This is a genomic window from Streptomyces sp. NPDC031049, assembly GCF_055571015.1.
Genome location: NZ_JBVIGC010000007.1, coordinates 349,380 through 362,825, shown reverse-complemented (window position 1 = coordinate 362,825; position 13,446 = coordinate 349,380). Strand labels below are relative to the sequence as shown.

General features: G+C 74.8%; 16 protein-coding genes. 5 read left to right on the top strand and 11 right to left on the bottom strand.

Annotation, left to right across the window (positions count from 1 at the left end; all coding sequences use genetic code 11):
• Positions 1-94 precede the first annotated feature (94 nt).
• Both ACZ45Q_RS15305 and ACZ45Q_RS15300 read right to left on the bottom strand, forming a co-directional pair.
• A complete protein-coding gene (locus tag ACZ45Q_RS15305) occupies positions 95-547 on the bottom strand; it encodes a DUF3662 domain-containing protein (RefSeq protein ID WP_468260349.1) in 453 nt (150 codons plus the stop codon).
• A 93-nt stretch (positions 548-640) separates the two neighbouring features.
• A complete protein-coding gene (locus tag ACZ45Q_RS15300) occupies positions 641-844 on the bottom strand; it encodes a hypothetical protein (RefSeq protein WP_468260346.1) in 204 nt (67 codons plus the stop codon).
• A gap of 193 nt (positions 845-1,037) precedes the next feature.
• On the opposite strand from ACZ45Q_RS15300, the gene ACZ45Q_RS15295 reads away from it, so the two are divergent.
• The 3 genes from ACZ45Q_RS15295 to ACZ45Q_RS15285 all read left to right on the top strand — a co-directional run bounded on the left by ACZ45Q_RS15295 (position 1,038) and on the right by ACZ45Q_RS15285 (position 5,616).
• On the top strand, positions 1,038-1,955 hold the full coding sequence (locus ACZ45Q_RS15295) for a MurR/RpiR family transcriptional regulator (RefSeq protein ID WP_468260343.1): 918 nt from the start codon (positions 1,038-1,040) through the stop codon (positions 1,953-1,955).
• A 315-nt stretch (positions 1,956-2,270) separates the two neighbouring features.
• Positions 2,271-2,645 carry a hypothetical protein gene (locus ACZ45Q_RS15290; protein ID WP_468260400.1) on the top strand — a complete coding sequence of 125 codons (375 nt, stop codon included), beginning with the start codon at positions 2,271-2,273 and terminating at the stop codon, positions 2,643-2,645.
• Positions 2,646-3,108: 463 nt separating this feature from the next.
• Entirely contained in the window at positions 3,109-5,616 is a 2,508-nt protein-coding gene (locus ACZ45Q_RS15285; RefSeq protein WP_468260397.1) for a SpoIIE family protein phosphatase, read from the top strand.
• Positions 5,617-5,673: 57 nt separating this feature from the next.
• Here the strand turns inward: ACZ45Q_RS15285 and ACZ45Q_RS15280 are convergent, their stop codons facing one another.
• Positions 5,674-6,165, bottom strand: coding sequence for a flavin reductase family protein (locus tag ACZ45Q_RS15280; RefSeq protein ID WP_468260341.1), 492 nt, complete (start codon positions 6,163-6,165; stop codon positions 5,674-5,676).
• A gap of 137 nt (positions 6,166-6,302) precedes the next feature.
• On the bottom strand, positions 6,303-7,139 hold the full coding sequence (locus ACZ45Q_RS15275) for an ATP-grasp domain-containing protein (protein WP_468260394.1): 837 nt from the start codon (positions 7,137-7,139) through the stop codon (positions 6,303-6,305).
• A 366-nt stretch (positions 7,140-7,505) separates the two neighbouring features.
• Here ACZ45Q_RS15275 and ACZ45Q_RS15270 point away from each other — a divergent pair, with 366 nt between their 5' ends.
• Positions 7,506-7,916 carry a Zn-ribbon domain-containing OB-fold protein gene (locus tag ACZ45Q_RS15270; RefSeq protein ID WP_468260338.1) on the top strand — a complete coding sequence of 137 codons (411 nt, stop codon included), beginning with the start codon at positions 7,506-7,508 and terminating at the stop codon, positions 7,914-7,916.
• A gap of 7 nt (positions 7,917-7,923) precedes the next feature.
• On the opposite strand, the gene paaI is transcribed toward ACZ45Q_RS15270, so the two are convergent.
• The 3 genes from paaI to ACZ45Q_RS15255 are packed head-to-tail and all read right to left on the bottom strand — an operon-like array spanning position 7,924 to position 9,966.
• Positions 7,924-8,319 carry a hydroxyphenylacetyl-CoA thioesterase PaaI gene (paaI, locus tag ACZ45Q_RS15265; RefSeq protein WP_468260392.1) on the bottom strand — a complete coding sequence of 132 codons (396 nt, stop codon included), beginning with the start codon at positions 8,317-8,319 and terminating at the stop codon, positions 7,924-7,926.
• Positions 8,320-8,357: 38 nt separating this feature from the next.
• Positions 8,358-8,744, bottom strand: a complete 387-nt coding sequence (locus ACZ45Q_RS15260) for a PPOX class F420-dependent oxidoreductase (RefSeq protein ID WP_468260335.1) — start codon at positions 8,742-8,744, stop codon at positions 8,358-8,360.
• Positions 8,745-8,784: 40 nt separating this feature from the next.
• Positions 8,785-9,966 carry a MalY/PatB family protein gene (locus tag ACZ45Q_RS15255; RefSeq protein ID WP_468260332.1) on the bottom strand — a complete coding sequence of 394 codons (1,182 nt, stop codon included), beginning with the start codon at positions 9,964-9,966 and terminating at the stop codon, positions 8,785-8,787.
• A gap of 183 nt (positions 9,967-10,149) precedes the next feature.
• On the opposite strand from ACZ45Q_RS15255, the gene ACZ45Q_RS15250 reads away from it, so the two are divergent.
• On the top strand, positions 10,150-11,547 hold the full coding sequence (locus ACZ45Q_RS15250) for a S1 family peptidase (protein WP_468260330.1): 1,398 nt from the start codon (positions 10,150-10,152) through the stop codon (positions 11,545-11,547).
• Between the two features lie 4 nt (positions 11,548-11,551).
• On the opposite strand, the gene ACZ45Q_RS15245 is transcribed toward ACZ45Q_RS15250, so the two are convergent.
• The 4 genes from ACZ45Q_RS15245 to ACZ45Q_RS15230 form a co-directional block, all read right to left on the bottom strand.
• Positions 11,552-11,749, bottom strand: a complete 198-nt coding sequence (locus ACZ45Q_RS15245; RefSeq protein WP_468260327.1) for a hypothetical protein — start codon at positions 11,747-11,749, stop codon at positions 11,552-11,554.
• 123 nt (positions 11,750-11,872) lie between these two features.
• Entirely contained in the window at positions 11,873-12,130 is a 258-nt protein-coding gene (locus tag ACZ45Q_RS15240; protein WP_468260324.1) for a hypothetical protein, read from the bottom strand.
• Positions 12,131-12,264: 134 nt separating this feature from the next.
• Positions 12,265-12,450, bottom strand: a complete 186-nt coding sequence (locus ACZ45Q_RS15235; protein ID WP_468260321.1) for a hypothetical protein — start codon at positions 12,448-12,450, stop codon at positions 12,265-12,267.
• A 161-nt stretch (positions 12,451-12,611) separates the two neighbouring features.
• Complete coding sequence (locus tag ACZ45Q_RS15230; protein ID WP_468260319.1) at positions 12,612-13,310, bottom strand: L,D-transpeptidase family protein; 699 nt, start codon at positions 13,308-13,310, stop codon at positions 12,612-12,614.
• Positions 13,311-13,446 lie beyond the last annotated feature (136 nt).

The following is a 13,446-nucleotide window of genomic DNA, read 5'->3' as shown; positions in this document are numbered from 1 at the left end:
CCCCCCCCCCCCCCCCCCCCCCCCCCCCCCCCCCCCCCCCCCCCCCCCCCCCCCCCCCCCCCCCCCCCCCCCCCCCCCCCCCCCCCCCCCCCCGCTACGGGCGGTGGGGGCTGACCGCGCCCCGGTCCGCCGCATCCGGGGCCTGCCGCTGGCCGGCCACGTGCCCGAAACCGTCCGCGCTCACGTGCGGCAGCACGTGGCCGGCCACCTCGTAGCGGCCGTTGGGCACGTCGTCGGTCCTGGTGATGTGGACGGCGAGCGGCCCCGCCCACTCGTAGCCGTGCCGTTCGGCGTGCCGGGCCAGGCTGTCGGTGAGGGCCTGGCCCACCCCGCCGTGGCGGGACAGCTCCTCGTGGACGGCACCGGCGAGCGCCACCTCGTAGGCGTTGGGCACCAGGACCCGGCCCTCGGCGCAGACCACCGCCTTGCGGTCGCACTCGCTGCGCAGGGCGTCGAGGAGTTCGACCGGTTGCCGGTCGAACACCCGCGCCCGCAGCGCTTCCCATCGGTTCTCCAGTGTCTCTTCCAGCGCGCTGAGGGCGCCCATGCGCATGTCACCTGCCGGGTAGGTCGTCTGCTGCTCGTGCGTCTGCCGCGTACGGGACGGGAGGGCGCGGAGCCGGTTGCCGGGAGCCGCGCCTCACTTCTCGTCGTAGTCGTCGGGACGCACCTGGGCCTCTTCGAGAGCCTCGCGCATCGTGCGGCCGGTGGCACCCGGACGGGACTCCTCCGACTCCTCGCGCGCCCGGGACTCCTCGCGGGTCCGGCTCGGATTGGCGTTCGGGTCCTGGACGACGTCGTCCGTGGTCTCGGTCTTCCGGCGGTTCTCCTCCGGGACGGTCATGACGGCGACTCCTCCTGGTTCGGGTGGGGCTGTTGCCTTTCCGTGGCGGCGGGTTCCCGAAGCGGGCGCGGCTATCCCTCCCACCGGGCCCCTCGCCCTCTCGGCCGGCCGCGAAGGCGCCCTGGTGGGGGCGGCCGGTGGGCTATGTTGAACCTCCGTGGGAGACTCCGTGGGAGACAAGGGAGGCGCACCCGTGCCATCGCCGCAGCAGGCACGCGCGCAGGCGTCAGCGATCACCTCGGGCCGGACCGTCCCGGAGACCGAGGTCTCCCCGACGTCCCAGCTGCGGACGCTGTTCGACCGTCCCCGGCTCTCCCCCGGTCACCGGCGCATCGCCCAGTACCTGATCGAGCACCTCACCGAGGCGGCGTTCCTGTCCATCACGGAGCTGGCCGACCGGGTCGGGGTGAGCCAGCCGTCGGTGACCCGCTTCGCCTCGGCGGTCGGCTTCAGCGGCTACCCGGCGCTGCGGGAGCGGCTCCAGTCGATCGCCCTCGGCTCCCGTGGCGGCGGCCCGGCCGAGGAGAACCGCGGCAACGAGCTCCAGTCCGCGGTGGACGCCGAGATCGAGAACCTGGAGAACCTGCGGCGCGACCTCGCCGACCCCGACCTGGTGATCGACATCGGCCGCGAGCTGTCGGCGTCCACCCCGCTGACCGTGCTCGGGCTGCGCATCTCCGTCTCGCTCGCCGAGTACTTCGCCTACGCCGCCCGCCGGATCCACCCGGACGTGCGGCTGGTGACCCTGGGCGGCAGCGTCGCCTACGACGCGCTGCTGCAGTCCCGGGAGGCCGGCGGCACCTGGGTGCTGGCGTTCTCCATGCCGCGGCACGCGCAGGAGACGCTGACCGCCGTGCGGGTGGCGCGCGGCGCCGGGCTCAAGGTGGCGCTGATCACCGACCTGGCGCTGGGGCCCGTGGTCGACGAGGCCGACGTCACCTTCGCCACCGGGACCGGCTCCCGGCTGGTCTTCGACTCCTACGCGGCTCCGGGCGTGATGTGCGCGGCGCTGCTCCAGGCCATGACCGACGCCGATCCCGAGCGGACGCAGGCCCGCCTGGAGGAGTACGAGCACCTCGCCGACCAGCACCACTTCTTCCTCCGGGACTGAGCCGGGCGCGGTCTCCGGCGGGCGGCGGGCCCTTCGGCAACAAAGCACGCATGAATGTTTTCATACGTCTTGCAATGCGGATGGCATATATAAATACTGCTCACGGATCGCGGCCCGGCGTCCGGCCCGCGTCCGCACCCACACGAACACCGGCGGCCGCCGACTCCTACCCGCTCCGGCAGCCCGGGTGTTCGGCCGGGGGGCATCGCCTGCGCGAGCGCCCGCCCGTGGCGGTCCCGGTCATCCCCTAGGCCGGGGCCGCCCCCCAACCGTCGCCTCACCCCGACGACGCCGCACACTCCGGAAGCGATGAACATGTCCCTGACGTCCACGCGCACCCGCCCGGACTGGCCCTGCCAGGTGAAGATTCCCGGCAGCTACGACTGGGAGCGCTCGGCTGCCAAGTGGCTGCGCGAGCTGGTGCCGGCGCGCTACGCCGGCTACCCGGCGCTGGTACGGCACCCCGTGCTGCTGGCGCGGCACGCGCAGATCCAGGTGCAGCACGAGATCCGGATGGCGCGGACGGCCCTTCAGACGGCGCGGGCCGACCTGCCGCGGCTCGGCGTCCCCGAGTCGGTCATCGAGCACACGATCAAGCTCTACGCGGCGGAGGTCTCCCAGCTCCAGCACATCGCCCGCAGCGTGCGCGCGGTGACGGAAGCACTGGTCGAACACAACGCCGGCCGCTGAACGCCCGCCGGCGCGAAGGCGGTACCGGTCCCCGGCCCCCGGTCCCGCGCCCGCCGGCGCGAAGGCGGTACGGGCCCCCCGCACCCGGCGCCGAGCCCCGTGGCCACGCGGGCGAGGCGGGCGGCTCGGGCTACGCGGGCGGCTCGGCGCCCCCTCCGGCGGAGTGGGGCCGCCCCGGCGGAGTGGGGCCGCCCCGGCGGGACGGGGCCGCTCCGACGGAATGGGGCTGGCCGCTCCGGCGGTGCAGGGCCTTGTTCGCGGCGAGGTAGGGCCTGGTCCGCGGCGGGCCTGTCGCGCGTGCCGGCCCGGGCCGGCACGCGTCTGATCAGCCTCTTTGCCGACCCTGCCCCTCGCGGGCGCGTGGACCGGCCACGAGCCGGTCCGCGAATCCGGTTTCGTGTGCAATGCTCAACGCGTGACCAGCGACCACGCCACGCCGGCGGGTTCCGGCGCCGCTCACGACCTGGCCGCACCGGCCGAGGCCGTCGCCGCGGCGCGCACCGAACTCGACCGGCTGCGCGAGCTGACCGCGGTCTCGGCCGTGCTGGAGCGGGCCAGGGGCGCGGTGATGGCCCGCACCGGCTGCTCCGCGGAGGCCGCGCACGAGACGCTGGTCCGGCGGGCCCAGGCGGAACGGCGGACGTTGCTCGAGGAGTGCTGGATCACGCTGGGCACCCTGCTGCCCCCGCTGTCCGGACCCGACCGTACGACGGAACCGGCGACGCCGGACCCGACGCCCGCCGCCCCCGGCGAGAGCCACCGGGAGCCGGACGCGGTGACCGCGACGGCGGCCGACGCCGGCACGGAAGCGGCCGCTCCCGCCCCCTCTCCCACCGCCCCTCCCGGCACCGGACCGGCATCGGACTCCCCCACCGACGCACCGTCCCCGGCACCGCCCCACCCGTCCGGCACCGCAGCCGCGGCGGCGTCGCCCGCCGGCGCACCGGAGGGACTCGCGCGGCTCGCGCAGTGGCTGGTGCGGGTCGACTCGCCGCAGGAGCTGGCCGGCTGCCTGCTGGAGCACCTCGCGCCGGATCTCGGCGCCGACGCCGTCATGCTCTACGCCCGTACCTCCACGGGCGGCCTGGAACTGCTCGGACACGCCGGTGTCGACGAGACCCTGGCGGCGCAGTGGCGTCATGTCCCCCCGCTGAGCGGTGTGGTGGCGCTGGACGCCCTGCGGACCGGGGAGCCGCGCTGGCTGGAGGACTTCGAGCGGGACCGGGAGCGGTATCTGCTGATCGGCGGCCCGCCCGAGCGCTGGCGGTCCCGGGCCTGGCTGCCGATGCCGGCGGGGACGGCGCCCGATGTGTGCCTCGGGGTGCTGCGCCGGCGCGGCGGGCCGTTCTCGCCCGGTGCGCGGGAGCACCTGGAGGCCGTCGCGCGGCTGTGCGCGGGACGGCTGCGCGCCTTCGGTGACCGGCCGCGGCCGGTGGTGGACACCGCCGGGCTCGTCCAGCGGGTCTTCGACACCCTGCCGGTCCCGGCCCTGCTGGTCACACCGTTGCGCGCCCCGTCGGGCGAGGTGCGGGACTACCGCGTCGACGCGGCGACCGCCGAGGCCGAGGAGCTGGCCGGCGCCGATGCCGGCAAGCTGCGCGGCAGGCGGCTGCTGGAGTGCTTCCCGTCCCTCGCGGGCGGTCCGCTGTGGCGGGGCTGCCGGGACACACTGGTCACCGGGGAGCCGTACGAGGGCGAGGCCCGCGCGCGGCCGGCCCCGGCGTCCGGCGCCGGGGAGCCGTCGACGTACACGGTCCGGGTGGCGGCGCTGGGTGGCGGTCTGGTCCTGACCTGGGTCCGGGACCCGCTGTCCGACCGACAGGAACAGCGGCTGGCCGACCTCCAGCGGCTCGGCGGCCTCGGCTGGGCCGACTGGAGCCTGGTCACCGGTACGGCCGCCTGGTCCGAGCAGGTCTACAGCATCCTCGGCCGTGACCCGGCACGCGGCCCGGTCCCGCTGGCCGAGCTGCCCGGCCTGGCGCTGCCCGAGGACGACGCCGCGCTGTCCTCGGCGATCAGGGCGCTGGTGGAGGAGGGCCAGCCGTGCGACGTGCCGTTCCGCACCCGCACGCCACGCGGTGTGCGGCATCTGCGGATCGTCGCCGAGGCCGTGAAGGACGCCGACGGCGCCCCGGTGGACGTGCACGGCTTCGTGCAGGACCTGACCAGGCGGCGGCGGGTGGAGCTCGCCTTGGTGGAGAGCGAGCGGGCGATGCTCACGCAGCACGACGTGCTGCGGGCCGAGCGGACGCTGGCCGCCCGGCTCCAGCACGCGCTGCTGCCGCTGCCCCGGAGCCCGCTGCGGCCGGCCGGGCTGCGCGTCGAGGTCGCCTATCTGCCCGCGCAGTCCGGGGTGCATGTCGGCGGCGACTGGTTCAGCGCGGTCGAACTCCCCGGCGGTGACGCGCTGCTCGTGGTCGGCGACGTCGCCGGGCACGGCGTGGACGCGGTGGCCACGATGGCCCAGCTCCGGTTCACCGCCAAGGGCATGGTCACCACGGGCTCGTCGCTGACCGGGGCGCTGGCCCGGCTGAACACGCTGCTGCTGCACTCCCGCGACGCCCACGGCACCGCCAGCATGGTCCTGGCCCGCTACCACCCCGCCGGCCGTCGCCTGGTGTGGGCGCAGGCCGGTCATCCGCCGCCGCTGCTGGTGCGCGCGGGTACCGCCCGCTATCTCGACCGTCCCGCGGGCATGCTGCTCGGGGCGACCGGCGAGCCGGTGTACGAGGAGGCGGAGTGCCTGCTGGAGCCGGGCGACCGGATCCTGCTGTACACCGACGGCCTGGTCGAGCGCCCCGAGGAGAACATCGACCGGGGGCTGGAGAGGCTGGCGGAGGCGGTCACGGCGGCCGGCGGCCGCTCCCCCGCGCCGGGCGCCCTGGAACCGCTGCTCACCGCGATGCTGGCCGGGCAGGAGCGGCGCGACGACGTCTGCGTGCTGGACATACGGGTGCCGCGGGAGCAGTGAGCGGCGCCGGGCGCCGTCACTCCACGCCAGGGCCGGGAGCGAGCGCGCAGGGCGCCGTCACTCCACGGGATGGCCGGCGTCGATGCCGCGCGCGTCGCTCAGGCGCAGCAGCGGGCCGCCGGCGCCGTCGCGTGCCCCGCACTCGACCGGGTCGAGCACGAACCCGATGTGGTCGCCGCCGCCGGCGTGCCCCACGATCCGGCCGACGAACCAGGCCTCGGCGTCCTGAAGGACCACGGCCCCGCCGTGCCCCTGGCGCCAGCGCACGTCCCGGAACTTGTCGACCCCGTCGTCGCCGGTCCGGCCGCCGAAGACCTCCGCCAGCCCCAGGCGGTCGCGGCCCAGCAGGTGCACGGCGAGGAACTCCGCGGTCCGCGCCACCCGGAAGGTGCGGTTGGCCTCCGACAGCCACACCACGAACCGCACCGGCCGCAGGGAGCACTGCGAGGCGAACCCGACCAGGCACCCGGCCCGCTCGCCGCGCGCCGCGGCCGTCACCACGCACATGTCGGGATCGAGCAGACCGGTGAACGCGTCGATGTCCGCCATGCCCGGGCTCCTCCCGTACCGTCCGCTTCCCTGGGTCGCCGTCACGGCATCACCTCACCACGTCACCGGCAGGCATGCCATCGGGCCGGGGCACGGCGCCCCCGCCGGGCACCGCAGCCGGGTGGCACCGCGCGGGTTCAGGCGGCGAGGAAGCGGTGCAGCGACGCCGTCATCGCCGCGACGAAGGCGTCCCGGCGCGCCTCGTCGAGGGCGTCCAGGGACAGGTACGGGTTGAGGTCCTCCAGTTCGACCAGCAGCAGCCCGCCGTCGGGAGCCCGGCAGGCGTCGACGCGCTGGATGCCGTGCTCCAGGCCGTTCCAGTCGATGAAGCGGCGGGCGAACGCGAGGTCCTCCGCCGTGGGCTCGTACGGCTCGAGCCGCCAGCGCCGGTCCCGGTCCGGCGCGTACAGCGCGTACTGGAAGCCGGAGTCGACGAAGCAGAACGAGACCTCGTAGGAGAAGTCGACGCGCGGCTGCGCGAGGATCTGACCGGCCTCGGCGGCCACCGTCTCGCACAGCCGGTCCGCGGGCACCGTGCGCAGGCCCAGGGAGTCGGCGCCGAGTTTCGGCTTGACGACGTACTGCCCGGCCTCCGGCAGCCGGTGCAGGTCCTCGGGGCGGTCGGCGGTGGGGATGACGGGGTGGCCCGCCTCAGTGAGGTCGAGCAGGTACTGCTTGCCGGCCATGTCCCCCTTGCCGGTGAGCGGGTTGTACACGCGGGTGCCGCGCTCGGCCGCCCGTGCCCGGAAGTCCGCGTAGGCGTCGAGGTGGCCCAGCACCGGGCCGCTGTTGCGGACGACGACGGCGTCGAAGGCGTCCATCAGGGCGACGGCGTCCCGGGGGTGGCACAGCGCGAGGTCGAAGCTCTCGCGCAGGCGCGAGGTGAGGAAGACGTCCTCGTCGCCGTAGCGCCGCCCGCGCGCCGGGTAGGCGAGGTCGGTGACGTACAGGATGCGGGGGCGGCCGGTGGGCATGCGGGTCTCCTCGGGCTGGCTCACGGCGATCGTAGGCAATCACCGGGAGCCGTCCGCGGCCGGGAGCACTGGACCCCCGTAGGCTGCACCGAGTGCCACCTGGCGCTGCTGGTCGCCGGTGGCGCGGCACCCCGAGCGTGCCCTCACCGGCCGGCCCATGAGCCCGAGGATGTGGCGCCGCCCCTACAGAGATGCGGGCGTCCGACCCGACGGAATTCGGTCCCCATTTGAAGGTACCGAGTACCTTTACGTGTGGCACTGAGTGCCATACGCTGTGCCCCGTGCACGGTGGCACGACGCACCGCGCACGCGCGTGCCGGGTCACCGCGCACGCGGATTCCGGCCGAGTGCAGGGAGTTGACCAGCGTGTACCACTCAGGAAGTGTCGCTCAGCAGGCAGCCGGCTCCGCGACGGGCCTGCTCGACTCCGGGGTCCCGGACACCGAGGCCATCGTCTTCCAGCGCTGCACCTGGTGCGGTACGGCGATGTACCACCGGCTGCTGTGCCCGGTCTGCCGGGGCAGCGATCTGCGCACCGAGCGCAGCGAGGGCACCGGGACCGTGCGCCACTCGACGGTGGTGCACCGCAACACCCCCGCCGCGCGCAACGTGTCGCTGATCGAGATGGCGGAGGGCTTCGTGGTGCGGGGCCGGGTGATGGGCCCGCCCATCGGCATCCACAGCGGTGACCGGGTGCGGCTGTCCACGGCCAAGGACCCGGTGCGCGGCGAGCCGGTGTTCCAGCTGGTCGACGAGCCGTACCGGGCCTGGACCTGACGGGCGGTCAACGGCCGGCGGACTCCCCCGGCCCGGGCCGCCGCAGCGTCCGGCTGCGCCCGCGGAACTCGGCGATCACCTCGTCGCCGCGCCGCACGGTGACGTCGTAGACACCGCTGCGGCCGAACCTGGTGCGCTCCTCGGCGACGGCGGTCAGCACGTCGCCCTCGCGCGCGGGCGCCACGAACTCGATGTCGGCCCCGGCCGCGACGGTCACGGGGCCGTGGCTGTTGCAGGCGCAGGCGAACGCGGTGTCGGCGAGCAGGAAGAGGTATCCGCCGTGCGCGATGCCGTGTCCGTTCACCATCCGGCCGGTCACCTCCATGCGCAGCAGGGCGCGGCCCTCGGCGTGCTCCAGCAGTTCGATGCCGAGACCGCGCGAGGCCCGGTCGGCCTCGAACATCCGCTCGGTGGAGGTCAGGGCTCCCTCGGCCGCCGTGCTCACCGCGGCACCGTCACACGGATGCCGACGGTGCCGTCCAGGCCGCGGCGCAGCCGGCTGCCCAGGAGGGTGAGCCGGCCGGTCAGTCCGTACTTGCGGGCGATCAGCCGGCGATAGCGCGCGGTGGTGGCCGCGTCGCACAGCTCGGCCGTCGCCGGGAACTGGTCGCCGGTGGGGTTGCCCCGGACGTCGCAGGGTCCGACGAGGACGTCGGCGCGGTTGCGGATGCGCTTGACCTTGCCGGAGTCCGCGACGGTCCACACGCCGAGCCCGTCGCCGTCCGGCACCACCCACACCGGCGTGGCGACCGGAGTGCCGTTCCTGCGATGGCTGGTGAGCAGCAGGTACTTGCCCGTGCCGAGCCGGGTCAGCGTGGCCTCGTCCATGGTCGGGCAGTCTAGGCGGTGCCGCCGGCGGCCACGAGGGTCAGGCCGCCGCCCCCGCGGCCATCCGCCGCACCGCCTCTTCGATCAGCTCCGGTGACGTGCCCAGGTTGAACCGGACGTGCCCCGCCCCGCCGGTGCCGAAGGGCAGCCCGGAGCTGAGCGCCACCCGGCCGCGGCGCAGGAACGCCTCCGCCGGGTCGTCGCCGAGGCCGAGCGCGCGGCAGTCCAGCCAGGCCAGGAACGTCGCCGGCGCCGGGCGGTACCCGATGCCCGGCAGATGCTCGGCGAGCAGCCCGGCCAGCAGTTCCCGGTTGTCGTCGAGGCCGGCCAGCAGGGCGTCCAGCCAGGCGGTGCCGTCGCGCAGGGCCGCGGTGTGGGCGAGGGCGCCGACGTGGCTCGGGCCGTGCCCGACCTCCTCGGGCATCCGGGCCAGGTCGGCGGCGGAGTCCGGCCCGGCCAGGGCGAGCGCGGCCTTGAGACCGGCCAGGTTCCAGCCCTTCGACGCCGACATCAGCGCGAGGCCGCGTTCGGCGCCCGGCACGCTCAGATACGGCACGAACCGCGTGCCGCCGGAGACGACCGGGGCGTGGATCTCGTCCGCCACGACCCGGACGCCGTAGCGCTCGGCGAGCGCGGCGACGGCGGCCAGTTCCTCGGCGGTGTGCACGGTGCCGGTCGGATTGTGCGGGCTGCACAGCAGGTGGGCGGCGCGTCCGCCGTCCGCGGTGGCCCGCCGGAAGGACTCCTCCAGAACGTCGAGGTCGAGCCGCAGGTCCGCGCCGAGCGGGGCCTCGTCCACCCGCCGGTCCAGGTGGGACACGAACGCGTAGAACGGCGGATACACCGGCGGGTTGACGATCACCGCGTCGCCCGGTCCGGTGACCAGCTTGAGCATCTCCACCACACCCAGCATGACGTCCGGCACCAGGGCGGTGCGCTCCACCGCGAGGCCGTCCCAGCCCCACCGCTTGCTCGCGAAGGCGGCGAGCGCCTCGGCGTAGGCGGTGCCGGCGGGGTATCCGGTGTCGCCGAGTTCCATGGCCTCGGTGACGGCCCGGACGACCGGTTCGGCGAGCGGCACGTCCATCTCGGCCACCCACAGCGGCAGTACGTCCTCCGGGTAGGTGCGCCACTTCATGCTCGTACGGCGCCGGAGCCGGTCGAGGGTGAGGGCGGTGAGCGGGTTCGGTTCGCCGCGGTCGTCGTGCCGGATGCTGGTCATGGGCCTCAAGATAGGCGGACGCGGTGCGACCGGGGAACCACGCGCGGAGGACCGGGGGACCACGCGCGGGGGGCCGGTGCGGCTGAACGCCGCGGTCCTTGCGCGCGTATGGAGTGAGGGCACTCGGTCTGGCGCGGGGCCCCGCGGCGCCGACGCCGCGCGACCGGCTACGGGAGCACACGCATGAGGCACGCACGACGACGCTTGGTCCGGCGAGCGGTACGGCTGGCCGCCGCCGGCGGGCTGCTGCTCGGGGCCACGATGGTCACCGGCGCCGTGGCGAGCGAGCCCCCCGGCGCCTCCCCCGCCCCCCGCACCCTCGCCGGACCGGCCGCCGGCACCGGAGCCGACCTGGTGCGACGGCTCGGCACCTCCCGCACCGCGGGCCACTGGGTCGACGACGACGGGCGCCCGGTCGTGGCGGTCACGGACGACGCGGCGGCGGCCGAGGTGCGCCGGGCGGGGGCCGAGGCGAAGGTCGTCCGGCACAGCATGCGGGAGCTGAGGTCGGCGACGGAGAGCCTGCGTTCGGCGCCCCGGGTCGCGGGCACCGCGTGGATGGTGGACTACCGGTCGAACGAGGTGGTGGTCCGGGGCGACAGCACCGTCTCGCGCGCCGACTGGTCGCGGCTGACCGACGTCGCCGAGGGCGTCGGCGGCTTCGTGCGCATGGAGCGCGTCGGGGGCGCGTTCACGACCCGGCTGAACGGCGCGCTGCCGATCCTGTCGACGGCGGGCCGCTGCTCGGCGGGGTTCAACGTCACCGACGGGCGCAGCGAGTTCATCCTCACGGCCGGTCACTGCGGTCCGACCGGGTCGGTGTGGTTCTCGGACTCGGGCGGTGACCGGCAGGTCGGCGAGACGGTCGCCGGAAGCTTCCCGGGGGACGACTTCTCCCTCGTGGAGTACGCGAACGGGGAGGCGGGCGACGCCGCCGACGTGGTGTCGGTCGGCGGCGGAAAGGGCGTGCGGATCACGGGTGCGGGCGAACCGTCCGTCGGGCAGCGGGTGTTCCGCAGCGGCAGCACCAGCGGGCTGCGCGACGGCCGGGTGACGGCGCTGAACGCGACCGTGAACTATCCGGAGGGCACGGTGACCGGTCTCATCGAGACGGACGTGTGCGCGGAGCCGGGGGACAGCGGTGGGCCGATGTTCTCCGAGGGGATCGCCCTCGGTGTGACCTCGGGCGGCAACGGTGACTGCGCCGGGGGCGGGACGACGTTCTTCCAGCCGGTCCAGGAGGCCATGGAGTCGCTCGGCGTCCGGCTGCTCGTCGCCGGGTCGGGGTCCGGTGCCGGCTCCGATTCTGGTTCCGGCTCCGGTTCCGGTTCCGGTCAGGGCGGTGCGGCGCCCGGCTCCGACGGGGCGGCCCGGCCGGGGGACGCCTCGCCGGGGGCGCCGGCTCCGGTGACGGGCATCGACGCCGGGACGCTGCTGGCCCGCCTGGCCGACCGGCGCAACCTCGGCCCCGGCCTGCTGATCGTCGCCGGCAGTGTGATCGCCCTCGTCGCCACCCGCTGGATCAGGGCGGAGCAGGACCGCAGCGCCTATCGGCGCCAATACTCGGCCCTGTGGGGCTGACCGGTCAGCCCAGGGTCAGCAGCACCGTGGCCACCGCCGCCCCGATCAGCAGCGCCTCGGCGCACCGGCGCGGCGGCAGCCGGAGGCACGCGGTGTGCCGGGCGACGGCCGGGATCAGCACGAGGACGGCGGCGACCCGGCCGGCGGCCACGGGCCACAGACCGCTGTCGGGACCGGCCTGGCCGAGGGCGAGGTACTGCACGGCGACGCCTGCACTGGCGAGCAGGCCGTCGGTGACCGCGGGCCCGGCCCGGCGGCACCGCCTCCGGAGACCAGCCCGGGCGCGGCGACGACGACGCCGGCCCAGGCGAGGGTGTGGGGCCGGTCACCGAGGACGAGGACTCCGCAGAGCTCGGAGAGCAGTGACGCCCGTGACGGCGCTCACGGGCACCACCACGCTCATCGCGCCGCGGCTCAGGCCTCGGTTGAGGAAGTGCATGGCGCAGCCGCTGCCGACGCCGGACAGGGCGCCCCACAGCAGGTCCGTGACGTGGACCCGGCCGGTGGCGAACAGCCACGCGGCGGCGCAGGCCAGCAGCAGACCGCCGACCTGCCCGAGAGAGGTGACCGCGGTGAAGTGCACACGGCGCGAGAGCAGGCCGCCGGCGAAGTCGACGACGCCGTACAGGACGGCTGAGGCGAGAGCGAGAAGGGCACCCTCAGCATGGGAGTGCCCAGGTCGGGCGCCCGGATACTACGAGGAGCGCGGTGCGCCGGTCAGGCGGCTCGCCCGGACTCGGGGGCCACGGCGGCCCACTCCATGACGAGGCGCTGGTACTCCTCGCGCTGCTCGACGCTCAGTGTCCCGCCCGACCGGAGCCACAGGGCCCGGATCTCCTCGTTGACCTCGGCCGCCGATCGCTCGGAGGAGGGTTCAACAGTGGTGGACATGCTGTGAAGCATACGATGCCGAAGGTGAAGGTCATGTGAGTAGCGGCAAGTCAATCGGACATATCGGACCGTGTCTCTGGTCACGTCCATCTGGCAAGGAACAACGGCGAGTTCGCGCCCCGCACCGACGGACGTGACCCTTCGCACAGCGCCGAGCGGCCCCGTCGCTGCGGTCAGGTGCCCGGCTTGCGACCGTACACGTAGACGTCGTCGCCCTTCTTCAGCAGCGACCAGTACTTCTTGGCGTCGGCCTTCGTCATGTTGACGCAGCCGTGGGAGCCCGGCGGGTTCCACATGCTGACGCCGGCCGAGTGGAAGGCCTGGCCGCCGTCGAAGAACTGGCTGTAGGGCATCGGCACGTCGTAGAGGGTCGAGTGGTGGTCGATGTTGCGCCAGTAGATCTTCTTCAGCCCGGTGCGGGTCTCGTGGCCGTCGCGGCCGGTACGGACCGGCACCGGGCCGTACACCAGCTTCTTGCCGTCCTGGACCCAGCTCAGCTGGAGGCTGAGGTTCACGCAGGCGATGCGGCCCTTGTTCACCGGGCACCTGCCGTCCTTGTTCGGGTTCTTCCCGACGGCCTTCTGCTTGCGCATGAGGTCCATCACGCCCCAGGTGATCGGCCCGGCGTAGCCGATGTTCGGTGTGATGCCGTGCTTGGTCTGGAAGGCGCGGATCGCCTTGCAGTCGGCCGCGGACTGCTTGCCGTCGACCGGGCGGCCGAGGAACTTCTCCACCTGCTTCTGGTGCGGACCGGCCTTCGTGGTGCAGCTCGCGGCGGCCTGCGCGGGCGTGGCGCCCAGCGCGAGCGTGAGCGGCGCCACCAGCGCCGTGATTCCGAGTGCGACGGCTCCCCGTCTGCGTGTCTCCCCCATGACCGGCCGGCCTTTCGCGTCGTAGTGGGCGGTGGGTGGAACGTCCCGCGTGGTGCGGTCCCCTGCCTGCTAGACCCGCCCGGGGCACCATCGGTTGCCCGCACCGGCGCACCGCGACCGAACGGTGACATACGAC